Below are 14,036 nucleotides of genomic sequence, written 5' to 3' on the forward strand. Positions count from 1 at the left end.
CGTTTCTCGATCGGCCGGCGGCCGGGAAAACCCAATTCTGACCAAGTCTGGAGAATGAAATGAGTGACAGTGACGACTATGTCTATGACGAGGAAAGCGGCGAGTGGATGCCGGCGTCGGAGCTTGCGGAACGCAAGGCCGCAGCCTCGCAGGTCGAGGTTCGCGACGCGGTCGGGAACCTGCTCGAGGATGGCGACAGCGTCGCACTGATCAAGGATCTCGAGGTCAAGGGCGCCGGCAAGGCGCTCAAGGTGGGGACCGTCATCAAGTCGATCCGCCTGACGGGCGATCCGCAGGAGATCGATTGCCGTCACGAGAGCATCAGGGGGCTCGTCCTGCGCGCCGAGTTCGTGCGCAAGCGCTAGGTTTCCGGCTTGCGAAGCCTTGTCGTGGCGGCAGCGGCGCGTGGCTCGTCGCCGGACCGATCGGTGGAGCCGCAACGTTCCGCCGCCCTGCCGGGGCGGATCGACCGGGCTTCGCGATGACGTTCCACCACAATCCCGAGAAGCGGAACTTGCGACATGATTCCCCAAAGCCCCAAACCGACCGCACGGAACAGCCGCTTCTATCTGGCTCGCATGCAGGCGTGTCAGACGGAAGCAAACGAGGCGTCGCTTCCGAATGTACGGGACCGGGCCCTTCGTGCGGCCGTTGCATGGCGCGAGATGTACCAGAAGGCACTGCAGTTCGAGCAGCGGCAAAGCCAATGATCCCGGCCACGGCGATCATGACCCGGACGGGGTTCGTTTGGCGCTCCGAAGTCGCCAGCAGCCTGCCCTTCGAACAATCGACACATCCTTGCGGGAAGTGCGCATGACGATATTCCTGATCATTCTCGTCTCCGTCTTGCTTCTCGCCCTGTTTATCGGCGTCACCATTGCGGGCGGACGGTCGCATGATCGGCAGAACGAGCGCCGCGACCATGACAGATAGGTCCGCGGAAGATTTCAAGGTCGAGTTCGCTTGCGAACTCGAAACAGGGGCGGATTGCCGGAGCATCGATCAAGCGGAATCCGAACTCGATCGCTTTCTCGATCATCTCGACGATATCGACCGCGAACAGCGTTATTTTGAACGATACGGGACCGAACATTACCACGCGTCTCCGATGGAGCCGGTCGAACTGGCCGCCCCGCTCGTCTTCGAGCTGGGCAATATAAGGAGCCTCCTCGCAAACTGGGCTTTCGTACAAAGCGCGATGAGTATCGAGGATCCGGACATGTTGATCCTCGATTATACGCGCCGGATGATGGGGTTCCTCCTGTTCCATCCCTCTCCGGTGACCATCGAGATCATCGGGCTCGGCGGCGGATCGCTGGCAAAATACTGCCACCGATATCTTCCGGACACCTCGATCGTCGCGGTCGAGATCGACCCCGACGTCATCGCGGTCCGGGAGCAATTCTTCATGCCGCCCGAGAGCGAGCGTTTTGAGATCGTCTGGGATGATGGCGCGGAATTCGTGAGGCGGGATACACGAAGCTGCGATGTCTTGCTTGTCGATGGCTTCGACAAGGACGGACAGCCTGCGCAGCTCTGTTCTTCAAGTTTCTATCGTGATTGCCATTCGCGGTTGAAGCCTGGCGGCATTCTCGTCGTCAACCTGTGCGATGATTACTGGAAGCACGGTTCTATCCTGGCTCGCATAAGAGAGCATTTCGAATGTACGATCGATCTTCCCATGAAGATAGGGATGAACCGGATCATCTTCGCATTCAGGGATGGGCGACTCCCTTCGGATCCTGCCGCGCTATTGCAGACCGCCGGCGATCTCGATCACATCCATCCGATATCCTTTTTGCTTTTGGCGAACGAAATATCGAACAGCATCAAATCGCGCGATGAAAGGCTTGGCGACAGTTTCGATAGCGACTTTCAGGAAGCGCAGTCGCTGTCGATCGCCTCGCTATGGTCGGCCGGCTGAAATTGAGCATCTGCCGACAATCGACCCCTATATTCTGATCTGAATGGCCGTCTTGAGCACGCCGCATTGCCCGCATAAGGTCTTGGCGCGGGTATATTCCTCGCGCTGGCCGAGTTCGCGGGTTACGACATTGGCCTGGCTTCGAACCGACAGGTTCAGCCGATCGGTGACGCAGTCGTCGCAGATGGGCGAGCCACCGAGGTTCCCTATCAATTGTTCGATCTGTCCGGCTATCGTCATTCGGCGTGGCATGGGTCCGTCATAGTAGCGGAGACAGCACGAAGAAAGTGGCAGCCTATGGACGGCGGTGGTCGTTGCGTGGACCCACAGAAGTTGGCCAGCGCTTCCTCACGGGGTGGCGGAGAAACCTTGATCGGGCCGTCAGGGCTGCTTCTGTGCACAGTGTTCCAAAAGCCGCCTGGCCGCAAAGCGGTTCAAGAGCGGACGGTCCCTTTGCGGCCAGGTCATATTGTAGCGGGGCCTTGACCGGTGTCAGGTCAGGGGTTGGCCCAAACGGGGTAAAAAGCTTGCCGCATAGCGATCCGCGCGGATTGATGCAGATCAATGTAGCGAGAATTCATACAGGGCAATGTGATCGCAGGAGCGCCGCCATGACGATTGAGAAAAAATCCGATTCTTACAGTCGGCCATCGATAATCCTCCACTGGCTTACGGTGCTGGTCATCGCTGCGGTCTACGCCGCTATCGAGCTACGGGAATTCTGGCCAAAAGGCAGTGTGTCCCGTGAAGCGCTCAAGAACTGGCACTTCATGCTTGGACTATCCGTCTTCGGACTCGTCTGGCTCAGGATCATGGCGCGGCTCATATGGCCGGCACCAGCGCCTTTGGAAGGGCCGGGCTGGCGGAAACTGATCGCAAACGCCACTCACTTTGCTCTATATCTTCTGATGATCGGAATGCCGATCGCCGGCTGGCTCATCCTCAGCGCTGAGGGCAAACCCATTCCCTTCTTCGGTTTGGAGCTGCCGCCCTTGGCGGCCCCAAACCATGCACTGGCGGAAGAGGTCGAAGACCTCCACGGCCTAGGCGGCACAATCGGATATTGGCTAATCGGTTTCCACGCAGCAGCAGCATTGTTTCGCCACTATGTTCTAAAAGACAGTCTTCTCTTTCGGATGCGCTATGCTCGGATTTGAATGTCCGCGACCCGGTCGTTTCCTGCCATCCCATCTGGGTCAGCGGCGTACGTCCGCTTTTTGCGATCCGTGCCAAAAAGCGGACTGACCGCAGCCGGTCAGCTCAGGGCGACAAGGTGGCGGTCAATCCTTGCCTTACGGGAACGAGGGCGAGAGCGAAGGCGGCGGCGAACCCGATCTTGCGTCGGGAGACCAAGCATGGCTGGCCGAGCCGAAAATGCCTCCGCCGACGAGGGCTAGCCAAAGCAGCAGGTATGGATTCCAGGCAGTCGGGCTACCGCCCAATGCCGCACCGCAAACCTATGGCCGAGTTTGGCCAAGATGCCGGTCATGAAGGTGACGCTGATACGGACCTCTCCGTCGCGGTGGAAGATCGTGATCGAGGCGCCCGCCCGACCCGAGAAACCCGATGGCATCGACAAATCCCGCCGGCCCGGCGAGGCAGAATGCCACTCTTCGAAAGCTTCTATCGTACCGGATCATGGAGTCTTCGATAGCATCGCCGTGCCGGCGATGTCTCTACGCCATTGTTCGGCGCGAGCGGCCATCACGCTTTCGGTCAGGGGCTGAGATCGAAAGCGGGAGCAAGAGTCCGCTTCTCTGACCGGAGCCTATAGGCCGACCCACATTTAGCCGACGTCCGTCGCCATCGGGCAGGCGTTACCCTTACGGATGTTTCCGAATTGGGGCGGTGCGCGAGGTAGGCGAAGATTTCCGAACCGAACCATCGGGTCCTGCCGGCCTTTGGCGGGTTGCGACCTTCGGACGAAGAGGAGACAGATGATGTTGAAGAAGACAGACGGGCAGTTGCAGCGCGACGTGATGGACGAGCTCGAATGGGAGCCCAGCATCGATCATGCCGACATCGGCGTCGCCGTAACCGATGGCGTCGTCACTCTCTCGGGCTATGTGAAAACCTATCCCGAGAAGATTGCCGCCGAGAAGGCGACGCGGCGCGTTGCCGGCGTCCGGGCGATCGCCGAAGAGATCAAGGTTCATTTCGCATCCGAGCCCAAGATGGCCGATCATGAAATCGCCAGGCGCCTGCTCGATATGATGGCCTGGACGGTGTCGATCCCGAACGACAGGGTTCAGGTCAAGGTCGAGCGGGGCTGGGTGACGCTCGGCGGCATGGTCGACTGGGACTATCAACGCAAGGAAGCCTTCCGGGCCGCCAGCCGCGTTACCGGCGTCGCGGGCGTGAGCAACCTGATCGAGGTCAAGCAGCACCCGGCGCCCGCCGACGTGAAGGAGCGGATCGTTTCGGCCTTCAAACGTCAGGCCGATCTCGACGCCGCCGCGGTGACCGTGACCACCGAAGGGGGAATTGTGAAGCTCGGCGGCAAGGTCAGGGCATGGGCCGAGCGCGGGGTCGCCGAGAGGGCCGCATGGTCGGCGCCGGGGGTCACCCGGGTCGAGGATAATATCACGATCGTCCTTTGAGCGGAGCGATCCCGAAAATACGCTTTGCGGCCGCCCTCGAAGCCGGGCGGCCGCTTTTGCGTCAGTGTCGAAGGGCCAGATAATCGGCGAGCCGGTCAAGGAACGGCTGCTGGCTTGGAAGCATCATGGCTTCTGCCTCCGCAACCGAGAACCATCGTGCCGCGTCGATTTCGGGAAACGATTGGTACAGGCCGCTGCGCGGTGGCCACTCGATCTCGAAGCGATTGCTCACGACCGCGGTAGCATCGAGATCCTGCTCGAGTGCGAAGCCTTCGACGATCTTTCCGCCAGCCTGCCGGAGCTGGCCCAGCGGAACAAGCGTAGCTTGCAGCGGTATGCCAAGCTCTTCCTGAGCTTCGCGCAAGGCGGCAGCCTCTGCGTTTTCACCCGCCGCAATTTCTCCCTTCGGTATCTGCCAGGCGGCGCGGTCGCGCCCACGCCAATAGGGTCCGCCGGGATGGACGAGCAAGACTTCCGCGCTCCCGCCCTTCAGACGATAAAGCAGTATCCCGGCGCTTCGCGCCATCATTGGCAGCCGCAGCTGTTCGTCGGCATCGGTCGTGTCTCCCGATCATCGCAGCGAGCGGTTCGGCCCGCGAGGCTTCTGATTCCGCCGCGATGGTGCGGCTGAAATGTAACGCGCCTTCGCGGCCGGGCCACGTGCGGAATCTACGTATTTCGCGGTCTCACGCTTTCGCTCAATCTCTGACCACGCTTAAGGTGAAGGAGGCCAATATGGATATGCCCGATGTCGACAAGTCGCTTGCGAAACTCGGCGTGCCGCGCCGGATGCGCAAGAAGATCGGCCGCGTTTCGCGATCGCCCAAGCTTCGCGCGGCGGCGGCGCTGGTCCCCATTCTTACCGCTGGCCTCCTCGCGGCGCGCAGATTTGCACGCAAGGGGTCCTGAAAGTGGCGCCATCGAACCCCGAGGATCCGATTGAGCGTGACCGCGAGCACGCGGCTTCGCTCGGACTGTGGCTCGTCTATTTCGCTTTCGTCATTCTGGGTTCGGTCTGGTTCTTTCTCTTCCGGCTCTGACCGGCGCCGCCCACGCGGGTGCGGCAAATCCCAGAGCAGATGAGGCGACGGCCTGGTTGACCAAGGTCAATGACCTTTGCCGATGCGGTGTTCATGCCTTTCCAAAGATAGAAGTGAAGGGAGCTGTCGATGGCGGAAACTAGTCGTCGAGGGGGCGCGAGCCAGCCCCGTCCAGTCCATGTCGACGTGTTGATCGTTGGTGCCGGCATCTCGGGCATCGGCTCGGCCTATCATCTCCAGCAGGGGTGCCCGGGGAAGAGTTACGCGATCCTCGAGGCGAAACCGACGTTCGGCGGGACATGGGACACGCACAGATATCCCGGCGTGCGATCGGACTCGGACCTCTACACCTTCGGCTATCGCTTCAAGCCCTGGGTCGGCGCGCCGATCGCCAGCGGCGCCGAAATCCTCAAATATATGGGCGAGGTGATCGAGGAGAACGAGATCGGGGTCCATATCCACTATGGTCATCGCATTACCGCCTGCCACTGGTCGAGCGCCACCAATCACTGGACGATAGAGGCGGTGCGCGCGTCGGATGGCGCGCCGGTTACCTTCACGGCCGGCTTCCTGTGGATGTGCCAGGGCTATTATGATCATGAGAAGCCCTATATCCCCGATTGGCCGGGACTTTCGGATTATGAGGGGCAGTTCATCCATGCCCAGCTCTGGGATTCGGCGATCGATTATGCGGGCAAGCGCATACTCGTCATCGGGTCGGGTGCGACGGCTGCGACCATCGTGCCGGCCTTCGCCGAAAAGGCGGCGCATGTGACGATGCTCCAGCGTTCGCCGACCTATTTCTACTGCAGCGAGAACAGGAACGAACTTGCCGATCGGCTTCGCGAGGTCGGAATCGACGAGCCCACGGTCCACCGCGTCGTGCGGGCACAGATCATGCACGACCAGGATCTGATGACACGGCGGTGCCAATCCGAGCCCGACGCGGTGTTCGAGGATCTGAAAGCGCTGATCCGGGGTTATTCGGGCGATCCCGACTTCAAATTCGAGCCGCATTTCACGCCGAAATACCGCCCGTGGCAGCAGCGGCTCGCCTTCTGTCCCGAAGGCGACATCTTCAAGGCGGCGACCCAGGGAAAGCTGACGGTCGTCACCGATACGATCGACCATTTTACTGCGACGGGTGTCCGCACGGTCGGCGGCGAGGAGATCGAGGCCGACATCATCGTGGCCGCGACCGGATTCAATCTGTCGGTGATGGGCGGGATCCCGTTCGATATCGACGGCGCACCCGTCGATTGGGCGAAGACGATCACCTATCGCGGGATGATGATGACCGGCGTGCCCAACCTTGCCTGGGTCATGGGCTATTTTCGCGCCAGCTGGACCCTCAGGGTCGACATGATGGGAGACTTTGTCTGCAACCTCCTCAACCATATGGACGACATCGGTGCGAGGAGGGTCGAGGTCGCGCTCAGGCCCGAGGATGAGGGCATGCAGATCCTGCCGTGGATCGAGGAGGATAATTTCAATCCGGGCTATCTGATGCGCGGGCTGGGCGCGATGCCGCGCCGCGGTGACAAACCCGAATGGCGCCACAATCAGGATTATTGGGCGGAGAAGGACGCTTTCCCGCGCATCGACCTGCGCGGAGCGGAGTTCGTCTACGACGTTGAGCGCTCGGGAATGTCGGCGCGCGCCGGTACCGAAGTAACAGCCTGATGGCGCGGCCGCGCCGCAAGGCCGGCCGGGGGCACAGGCCCGCCATCCTAACTGCGGCCGTCCGGAGCGGATCTTGACGCTCGCCCATCAGCTCGGTCTCGCAACCCTCGTCGTCGGGGTCACGGTCGTGGTGCACCTCGTCGGCCTGGCGCTATTGCTTGCGATCCTGCGCCGCTACCGGCGTGCGTCGCGGCGCTATCTCGTCATTCTACTCAACGGCGGCGCGATTCTCGTCGCCACGTTCGGGCTGTTCGCGCTGCACTCGGCCGAAATCTGGATCTGGGCGGGAATCTACCAGCTCTTGGGCGCCTTCACAGACTTCGAGCATGCCCTCTATTTCTCGACCTCGACCTATGTCACCATAGGCTATGGCGATGTCGTCCTGCCCCCGGGGCTCCGCATCCTCGGCGCGATCGAGGGCGCGAGCGGTATCATCCTGATCGGCTGGTCCACGGCCTTCTTTTTCTCGATCGTCGATCGCATGAAACTCCTCGAACGCAGTTTGGATACCGATCATGGTGGCGGATGACCTAGCGGTGATGCTGACGCGGTGTGGCTGCTAAGCATAACCAATCGGTGCGGATGACACCGGATTTTCAGCCATGGCCGCGAGCCAGAGCGCGCCCAGTTCAAGGTCTATCCAGTCCGCGGCAAAGGCGTCGAGACCGGAACCCGGATAGAGACAATATTCCCCGAAATAGGGTCGACCCCCGATGTCGTAGAAGTCGATGCGAAGAAAATTCATGTCGCCGGCCAGCGTTTCGGCCGCCTCCAGCATCGCAGGCAGTGACGGTGGCGGGGGCGGTTCGTCCGCGGCCCTGACGAGCTGTCGCCAGCTACGGTCGTGAAGGATCCATCGATGCCGGCGGCCCCGCCCGAGATGGACCTGGACATGCGTTGCGGTGCCGCCGAACACATAGATCTTATAGTCGATCGGGAGTGGGAGCGCGCCGCCAAGAAGCGGCTCGGTGAGGATGCCGCGCGGAACGTCGCGATAGGCCCATTCGTCGAGCCAGCGCCCGTAGGGTCTGCGCTGCCAGCGGCGGACTGTTCTGCGCAGTTGCTGCCATCGCGCGCAGTCGGGCACGGCCGTGATGACCCTATATTGATTGCAGCCGTGGCGCGACTTGATGATCGCGGGGGCCGGGAACGGGATCAGCCAGGGCAGGTCCGTGCCTTGCCAGAGCGTCGGCACGATCCACTCCTCGCCCAGCCGCGTCCCCGCCAAGCGCTTCACCGCGATCTTGTCCATCATCTGGGTCTGGAGCGGCGACCGATCGGTCAGCTTTCTAAGCTGCACAAGTTCGGTGAAGCGGGTGGGATGGTTCCAGTCGATGCGGCGGCCATGGCGCCAGCCATAGAGAAGACCGACGCGCTGCGCGGCGGGCAGAAGCCTCCGATCGACACCGGGTTGGGTCGGCGCGGTAGCGACTGCCGCGGTCATGCCGCTCCCGTTCCACAACGACCGGCGCCCGGATTTTCATTTGCCTGCAGAGCGGCCCAAGCGGCCCGGAGCCGCAAATGCTTCGATGGTTTGTCCGCGGCCATCATGAAACAGGTAACCGCGCAGGTGCGAAAAGGCTGCCTCGCCCGATCATTTGTTCTAAGATCGGGGCGGGGTCCGCCCATGTCCGTCAGACAGCCGTGCCGACCAGTCGGCCGATTCCGGCCGTGATGGCCATCGCAAGCGCCCCCCAGAATATGACGCGTGCAACCGGACGGGCGGGCGCGGCGCCACCTGCAAATGCGCCGAGCCATCCCAGCGCGGCGAGGAACAGCAGCGACCCGATGGCTTCGAGTGCAACGATCCCTGTCGTCGGCGTCAGCGCGGCGACGAGGAGCGGCAGCGACGCGCCGGCGGTAAAGGTGGCGGCAGACGCCAGCGCCGCGGTGACCGGGCGCGCGGCCGTCATGTCGGTGATATGGAGTTCGTCGCGCGCATGCGTCGTGAGCGCGTCGAACGCGGTCATCTGGTTGACCACGATGCGCGCGGTTTCCGGATCGAGGCCGCGTCGTTCATAAATGCCGGCCAGCTCGTCGCGTTCGGCCGCGGGGTCGCTCGCCAGCTCTCTCTTTTCGCGGGCAAGGTCCGCCCGCTCGGTATCGGCCTGCGAACTGACCGACACATATTCGCCGGCCGCCATCGACATGGCACCGGCAACGAGGCCGGCAACCCCTGAAACCAGGATCGATTGACGGGTGGCGCCCGACGCCGCGACGCCAATAATGAGACTTGCGGTCGAAACGATCCCGTCGTTCGCGCCGAGCACGGCTGCGCGCAGCCACCCCGTCCGCGATACGAGATGGGCTTCGCGGTGATCGCCGCGCGCGGACGGCCAGGGACCGGGCAGAAGGGTGCCCGTCATCCGTCGCGCCCTTCGACCCACATCAGCGCCGCGCCGCGATCCTCGGGCTTGAACACCCTATAGCTGATATGCGGCAGAAGGGCGCTTTCGATCCGCGTGAGGGCCCGGATCCATAACTGGTCGGCGACGACCGCGACGCGTCCGAACCGGTCGAGCTTTGCGAAAAGGGGCGCGGCGCGCGCGATATGAGCGCCCAGCCCGCTGATCTCGATACCGTCGATCGACCGCGTCTCTGCATAGACATGCACCGTCTCGTTCGCCGCCATCGTGGCGTCGAGCCGGTCCATGATCGAGGCCAGTTCTGCCCCGGTGATCTTGCCCTCTATACGGACGGCGAGCACGTCGTCGTTCGTTTTGATCATCTCGAACATGCCGGGGCCTTTCCGGTGACGCTCGCCAGCATCGCCGCGACGGCGAGCAGGTCGAGCGCGAGACTTTGCGCCGCGGGGACGATCGAGGCGAACGGCCAGGCGAATCCGATCCCGAGCGATACCATCATGCTGACCGCGCCCGAGAGATAGAGCCAGCCGCGGCCCGCATGGCCCCGCACGAGGGCAAGCGTCAGCCGCGCCGCCGCGCCAGCGGCGAGAATACCCGCCATCGCCATGGCGGTATGATAACCGCCGAGCAGCGGATCGACGAACAGGATGATCGCCTGGACGAGGCAGGCGAGCGCGCTTGCGAGCCATAGCCGCCGGTCCAGCCGGTCATTGCAGGTCGCCGCCATGCGGCCTTGGACGAGCGCGGCGAACAGCATCGCGGCGACCAGCATGTAGATGGCGGCGATCGTCTCGAGGAAGGTGCGCGAGAGGACGAACAGGATGAGGAGGCACACCGCCACCCCGATCTCGAGCACCGAGATTTCCTTCCAGAGGCCGCTCTGCACGGGTCGGCCGGGCGCATCGGTCGCAATCATTTTCGTCTCCCTTGCGGAAATTGCGTCGGGAGCAGGCATAACGCCGTGCCGCAAGCGCCGCATTGCGGGATTCTACGGACTCGTCTGTTCCTCCGCTTCCGGTCGCGGTGACGCGGCGCGGGTCCCGGCGGCGATATCGTCGCCGTCCGCGGCCAGCAGCTCGCGGAACGCGGCGAGACGCGTCCGATACCCCTCGGCATCGCCGAATTCGAGAAACTCATAATAGCGCTGGTGCGGATCGCTGATCCTGAGCGCATGCTTGATCGGGCACCAATATTGCTCGGTCCGGCTTCCGATCTCGCGGGCGTAGGCGATCACGCCATTGGCATAGGCGCAATAGGCACAATTCAGCGCTTCGACCCAGTTGAGATAGGCGAGGCGACCCCGGTCGAACGCGATATAGTCGCGTCGCTGGGCGCGGGCGATCCCGTAGGCGCGAAAACAGATGGCCTGGTAGACGCTGATCCAGATATCGAGCAGGACCAGCGGAAGCAGCATCGAGTAGATGACGGGCGCGGTGATGATGACCCCGAAGGAGGAGCGGGCGAGAAACGCCCGCACGCTCGTCTTGAGTTTCCTCTGTTCGATCACGATGCCGCGTTCGAACTCCACAAGCCGGTCATGGACCCGCACGCCCAGCGCCCTTCGCCTAAATTCGATCTCGCGATCGAGTTCGACCTGCAGTTCGACGATGGTCCGCGCGATCTCTTTCATGCGCTGCGTCACGCTGCGGGCCTCGCCGTGCGCGGACCGTCGGCTTCGATGATGACCTTCAGTGCCTTGGTCTCGGCCGCCCGCGAGAAGACCTCATATGCGTCCATCATGTCGGCCATCGCAAAATGATGGGTGACAAGCTCTCCGGGATCCAATTGTTTCGCCTCGACCATCCGCAAGAGCTGCGGCGTCGAGACGGTATCGACCAATCGCGTCGTGATCGTGATATTGCGGGACCAGAGGTGTTCGAGGTGCAGGTCGGCCTTGGCGCCATGCACGCCGACATTCGCAATCGTTCCCCCGGCTGCGACAAGCAGCTGACAGAGTTCGAAGGTGGCGGCAACGCCGACCGCCTCGATCACCGTGTCGGCGCCGCGCGCATCCGTCATCTCCATCAGCGCCGCCGCGGCGTCGCGCGTGCCGCTGTTGATCGTGTCGGTGGCGCCGAACCGGCGCGCCATGGCGAGGCGCGCCTCGTCCAGATCGATCATGATGATCCGGGCGGGCGAGAACAGCTGCGCCGTGAGCAGCGCGGCAAGGCCGATCGGACCCGCGCCGACGATCGCGACGGTCGATCCCGGCCCGACCTTGCCGTTGAGCACGCCGCATTCGAAGCCCGTCGGCAGGATGTCGCTGAGCATGACCAGCGCATCCGCGCCGGCCTGTTCGGGGATGGCATAGAGGCTCGTGTCGGCATGCGGGATACGAACATATTCTGCCTGCGTGCCGTCGATGATGTTGCCGAGGATCCAGCCGCCCGTCGTGCAATGCGATGGCATGCTCCGACGGCAATAGTCGCAGCGGCCGCACGCCGTGATGCAGCTGATCAGAACATGATCGCCGGGCGCGAAAGCTGTCACGTCCGCCCCGATGCTGTCGACGATACCGACGCCCTCGTGCCCGAGGATGCGCCCCGGTTCGCAGCTGGGGACATCGCCTTTCAATATATGAAGGTCGGTGCCGCAAATGGTCGTCCTGGTGATGCGCACGATCGCGTCGCCCGCGTCCTGCACCTGGGGCACCGGCCGCTCCTCGACGGCTTTCAGGCCGGGGCCGTTATAGACGAGGGCTTTCATGCGATGTCTCCTTTGTATGTGGCGGGGCGTCCGGACCTTTGCCTTGGCGGTCTCGATCGCGTGGGACCCGCCGGGTGCGAGGATTTTGTCTATGCCGCGCGGCGCCGCCGTTTCTGCTGGGAGCGCGCCGCCTCATAGCCGGCGAGCACCCGCCGCATCTCGTCGAGCGCCTTGCGCCGCCCTTCCTCGCTGCGGATGTGCGCGAGGTTGTGCTTCAGATTGGCGGCGAAATCGGCGTAGTCATTCTGCCAGTCTTCACCCGCGAGCCGGGCGATATCGACGCGTCCGGTCCGGATTCGCTTGGGCGGTGCGCCGGGGGCGAGCGCGAAAGTCTCCCCGATCGCCGGAGCGACGACGGCGAGGCGGGGCGTTTCGGATTGGACGAGCGTGCGCAGCGCTTCGATCGATTCGCTCTCGCCATGACCCAGAAAAAGTCCGCCACGGATCGGGTGACGTTCGCGTATCCATGCCGCGAGCTCGTCGCGATCGGCATGTGCCGAATAGCTGTCGATGCGCCGGACGGCGGCGCGAACATTGATGTCCTTGCCAGAAATCCGTACGCGCTCGGCTCCGTCGAGGATGACCCGCCCGAGCGATCCGCGCGCCTGAAACCCGACGAACAGGATCGTCGACTGGCGCCGATGAAGATTATGCTCGAGATGGTGGCGGATGCGCCCGCCCTCGCACATGCCCGAGGCAGCGAGAATGATGGCGCCCGACACGCTGTTGAGGCGGATCGATTCGGCGACATCCTCGACATAGCGGATCGAGGGGTGGCGGAAGATGTCGGCGCCTTCGACATCTTCGAGCTCGGAAGCATGGGCCGCGAACACCTTCGTCGCCCGGCTCGCGAGCGGCGAGTCCACGAAGATCGGAACATTGGGGATGCGGTTCGCGTCGGCAAGGCGCGCAAGATCGAGCAGCAGTTCCTGCGTGCGTTCGAGCGCAAAGGTCGGGATCACGAGATTTCCGCCCCTCGCGAGAGCCGCTTTGACTTCGGTTTCGAGTAGCGCGCGGCGCTGTTCGATCGAGAGTTTGGGCCGCGTGCGGTCGCCATAGGTAGCTTCGCATATGAGGAAATCGATGCCCTCCGGCGCTGCCGGATCGTCGTGAAACGCCTTGTTGTCGGGGCCGATGTCGCCGGAAAAGAGCAGATGCACCCCGCCGGCTTCCAGTTCGACCGAGGCCGAACCCAGGATATGGCCGGCGTTCCACAGCCGCGCCCGGAAACCCGGCGCGGGTTCGAACCATGTCCCAAGTCCGACCGGCTCGGCGAGTCGCCAGGCGCGAAGGCCATCGGCCTCGGTATAGAGCGGCTCGAACATCGCTTCGCCGGCGCGGTCATAGCGGCGGTTTCGGCGCGCGGTGTCGCTCTCCTGAATTCTCCCCGCGTCGGCGAGCATATATACGAGAAGGTCTGCGGTGGGCGCGGTGCACCAGACGGAGCCGTGATAGCCTTCCTTCGCGAGCTTCGGTAACAGCCCGCAATGATCGATATGGGCATGGGTCAGGAGCGCGGCGTCGATCTTGCCGACCTCGAACGCGAACGCGCCATGGTTCAGTGTTTCGAGGCTTCGCGATCCCTGGAATAATCCGCAATCGATCAGGATTCTGTGCTGCCCGAGCGTGAGTTCCATGCACGAGCCGGTGACGGTTCCGGCGGCACCATGGAATTGGATCGTCAGCGGCGTTTCGGTATTGGCCATGACTAGCTGCC

18 protein-coding genes are annotated in these 14,036 nt (G+C 63.1%); 9 read left to right on the forward strand and 9 right to left on the reverse strand.

All coding sequences use genetic code 11. The features are described from left to right. The first annotated feature begins 59 nt into the window (after positions 1–59). Positions 60–365 (forward strand): alkylphosphonate utilization protein, encoded by a 306-nt coding sequence (locus ATE70_RS15430; protein WP_058538774.1) that lies wholly within the window; start codon positions 60–62, stop codon positions 363–365. Positions 366–895: 530 nt separating this feature from the next. Continuing rightward, positions 896–1,924, forward strand: coding sequence for a fused MFS/spermidine synthase (locus tag ATE70_RS15445; RefSeq protein ID WP_058806197.1), 1,029 nt, complete (start codon positions 896–898; stop codon positions 1,922–1,924). Between the two features lie 27 nt (positions 1,925–1,951). Here the strand turns inward: ATE70_RS15445 and ATE70_RS15450 are convergent, their stop codons facing one another. Further along, positions 1,952–2,164, reverse strand: coding sequence for a hypothetical protein (locus ATE70_RS15450; protein ID WP_058538778.1), 213 nt, complete (start codon positions 2,162–2,164; stop codon positions 1,952–1,954). A 371-nt stretch (positions 2,165–2,535) separates the two neighbouring features. Between ATE70_RS15450 and ATE70_RS15455 the strand changes: the two genes are divergently transcribed. From ATE70_RS15455 to ATE70_RS15460, 3 genes are all read left to right on the forward strand, one after another. Beyond that, positions 2,536–3,081 carry a cytochrome b gene (locus tag ATE70_RS15455; RefSeq protein ID WP_058538779.1) on the forward strand — a complete coding sequence of 182 codons (546 nt, stop codon included), beginning with the start codon at positions 2,536–2,538 and terminating at the stop codon, positions 3,079–3,081. A gap of 330 nt (positions 3,082–3,411) precedes the next feature. Further along, complete coding sequence (locus ATE70_RS24885) at positions 3,412–3,651, forward strand: hypothetical protein (protein ID WP_156419646.1); 240 nt, start codon at positions 3,412–3,414, stop codon at positions 3,649–3,651. A gap of 213 nt (positions 3,652–3,864) precedes the next feature. Further along, the gene (locus tag ATE70_RS15460; protein WP_058538929.1) at positions 3,865–4,524 is read left to right on the forward strand and encodes a BON domain-containing protein; all 660 of its coding nucleotides are present in this window, start codon (positions 3,865–3,867) and stop codon (positions 4,522–4,524) included. 61 nt (positions 4,525–4,585) lie between these two features. On the opposite strand, the gene ATE70_RS15465 is transcribed toward ATE70_RS15460, so the two are convergent. Then, complete coding sequence (locus ATE70_RS15465; protein WP_058538780.1) at positions 4,586–5,053, reverse strand: NUDIX domain-containing protein; 468 nt, start codon at positions 5,051–5,053, stop codon at positions 4,586–4,588. A gap of 206 nt (positions 5,054–5,259) precedes the next feature. Here ATE70_RS15465 and ATE70_RS24890 point away from each other — a divergent pair, with 206 nt between their 5' ends. From ATE70_RS24890 to ATE70_RS15475, 4 genes are all read left to right on the forward strand, one after another. After that, positions 5,260–5,433, forward strand: coding sequence for a hypothetical protein (locus tag ATE70_RS24890; protein WP_156419645.1), 174 nt, complete (start codon positions 5,260–5,262; stop codon positions 5,431–5,433). A gap of 2 nt (positions 5,434–5,435) precedes the next feature. Beyond that, positions 5,436–5,564 (forward strand): hypothetical protein, encoded by a 129-nt coding sequence (locus tag ATE70_RS25675; RefSeq protein WP_257720439.1) that lies wholly within the window; start codon positions 5,436–5,438, stop codon positions 5,562–5,564. 129 nt (positions 5,565–5,693) lie between these two features. Beyond that, the gene (locus ATE70_RS15470) at positions 5,694–7,247 is read left to right on the forward strand and encodes a flavin-containing monooxygenase (protein ID WP_058538781.1); all 1,554 of its coding nucleotides are present in this window, start codon (positions 5,694–5,696) and stop codon (positions 7,245–7,247) included. Positions 7,248–7,320: 73 nt separating this feature from the next. Beyond that, positions 7,321–7,776, forward strand: a complete 456-nt coding sequence (locus tag ATE70_RS15475) for a potassium channel family protein (RefSeq protein WP_058538782.1) — start codon at positions 7,321–7,323, stop codon at positions 7,774–7,776. Positions 7,777–7,806: 30 nt separating this feature from the next. Here ATE70_RS15475 and ATE70_RS15480 read toward each other — a convergent pair whose 3' ends face one another. From ATE70_RS15480 to ATE70_RS15510, 7 genes are all read right to left on the reverse strand, one after another. After that, entirely contained in the window at positions 7,807–8,691 is an 885-nt protein-coding gene (locus ATE70_RS15480) for an ATP-grasp fold amidoligase family protein (RefSeq protein WP_058538783.1), read from the reverse strand. A 190-nt stretch (positions 8,692–8,881) separates the two neighbouring features. Beyond that, positions 8,882–9,613: a VIT1/CCC1 transporter family protein gene (locus ATE70_RS15485; RefSeq protein WP_058538784.1), complete on the reverse strand. Its 732-nt coding sequence runs from the start codon at positions 9,611–9,613 to the stop codon at positions 8,882–8,884. Then, a complete protein-coding gene (locus tag ATE70_RS15490) occupies positions 9,610–9,984 on the reverse strand; it encodes an STAS/SEC14 domain-containing protein (RefSeq protein WP_058538785.1) in 375 nt (124 codons plus the stop codon). The genes ATE70_RS15485 and ATE70_RS15490 overlap by 4 nt, the downstream gene beginning before the upstream one ends. Further along, positions 9,972–10,529: a hypothetical protein gene (locus ATE70_RS15495; RefSeq protein WP_058538786.1), complete on the reverse strand. Its 558-nt coding sequence runs from the start codon at positions 10,527–10,529 to the stop codon at positions 9,972–9,974. The genes ATE70_RS15490 and ATE70_RS15495 overlap by 13 nt, the downstream gene beginning before the upstream one ends. 72 nt (positions 10,530–10,601) lie before the next feature. Continuing rightward, complete coding sequence (locus ATE70_RS15500) at positions 10,602–11,255, reverse strand: hypothetical protein (protein WP_058538787.1); 654 nt, start codon at positions 11,253–11,255, stop codon at positions 10,602–10,604. Further along, positions 11,252–12,319, reverse strand: a complete 1,068-nt coding sequence (locus ATE70_RS15505; protein WP_058538788.1) for a zinc-dependent alcohol dehydrogenase family protein — start codon at positions 12,317–12,319, stop codon at positions 11,252–11,254. Before ATE70_RS15505 ends, ATE70_RS15500 begins: the two co-directional genes overlap by 4 nt. A gap of 89 nt (positions 12,320–12,408) precedes the next feature. Further along, a complete protein-coding gene (locus ATE70_RS15510; protein WP_058538789.1) occupies positions 12,409–14,025 on the reverse strand; it encodes an MBL fold metallo-hydrolase in 1,617 nt (538 codons plus the stop codon). Positions 14,026–14,036: the final 11 nt, after the last annotated feature.

It is taken from the genome of Sphingopyxis sp. H053 (genome assembly GCF_001468225.1).
Classification (GTDB): domain Bacteria; phylum Pseudomonadota; class Alphaproteobacteria; order Sphingomonadales; family Sphingomonadaceae; genus Sphingopyxis.

Excerpts from the sequence above, each read along its gene's own strand:
- ATE70_RS15430 (WP_058538774.1), top strand. The coding sequence starts at position 60 with ATGAGTGACAGTGACGACTATGTCTATGACGAGGAAAGCGGCGAGTGG.
- ATE70_RS15460 (WP_058538929.1), top strand. The coding sequence starts at position 3,865 with ATGTTGAAGAAGACAGACGGGCAGTTGCAGCGCGACGTGATGGACGAG.
- ATE70_RS15510 (WP_058538789.1), bottom strand. The coding sequence starts at position 14,025 with ATGGCCAATACCGAAACGCCGCTGACGATCCAATTCCATGGTGCCGCC.
- ATE70_RS15465 (WP_058538780.1), bottom strand. The coding sequence starts at position 5,053 with ATGATGGCGCGAAGCGCCGGGATACTGCTTTATCGTCTGAAGGGCGGG.
- ATE70_RS24885 (WP_156419646.1), top strand. The coding sequence starts at position 3,412 with ATGAAGGTGACGCTGATACGGACCTCTCCGTCGCGGTGGAAGATCGTG.
- ATE70_RS15470 (WP_058538781.1), top strand. The coding sequence starts at position 5,694 with ATGGCGGAAACTAGTCGTCGAGGGGGCGCGAGCCAGCCCCGTCCAGTC.
- ATE70_RS15495 (WP_058538786.1), bottom strand. The coding sequence starts at position 10,529 with ATGATTGCGACCGATGCGCCCGGCCGACCCGTGCAGAGCGGCCTCTGG.
- ATE70_RS15490 (WP_058538785.1), bottom strand. The coding sequence starts at position 9,984 with ATGTTCGAGATGATCAAAACGAACGACGACGTGCTCGCCGTCCGTATA.
- ATE70_RS15480 (WP_058538783.1), bottom strand. The coding sequence starts at position 8,691 with ATGACCGCGGCAGTCGCTACCGCGCCGACCCAACCCGGTGTCGATCGG.
- ATE70_RS24890 (WP_156419645.1), top strand. The coding sequence starts at position 5,260 with ATGGATATGCCCGATGTCGACAAGTCGCTTGCGAAACTCGGCGTGCCG.
- ATE70_RS15455 (WP_058538779.1), top strand. The coding sequence starts at position 2,536 with ATGACGATTGAGAAAAAATCCGATTCTTACAGTCGGCCATCGATAATC.
- ATE70_RS15485 (WP_058538784.1), bottom strand. The coding sequence starts at position 9,613 with ATGACGGGCACCCTTCTGCCCGGTCCCTGGCCGTCCGCGCGCGGCGAT.
- ATE70_RS15450 (WP_058538778.1), bottom strand. The coding sequence starts at position 2,164 with ATGACGATAGCCGGACAGATCGAACAATTGATAGGGAACCTCGGTGGC.
- ATE70_RS15445 (WP_058806197.1), top strand. The coding sequence starts at position 896 with ATGATCGGCAGAACGAGCGCCGCGACCATGACAGATAGGTCCGCGGAA.
- ATE70_RS15505 (WP_058538788.1), bottom strand. The coding sequence starts at position 12,319 with ATGAAAGCCCTCGTCTATAACGGCCCCGGCCTGAAAGCCGTCGAGGAG.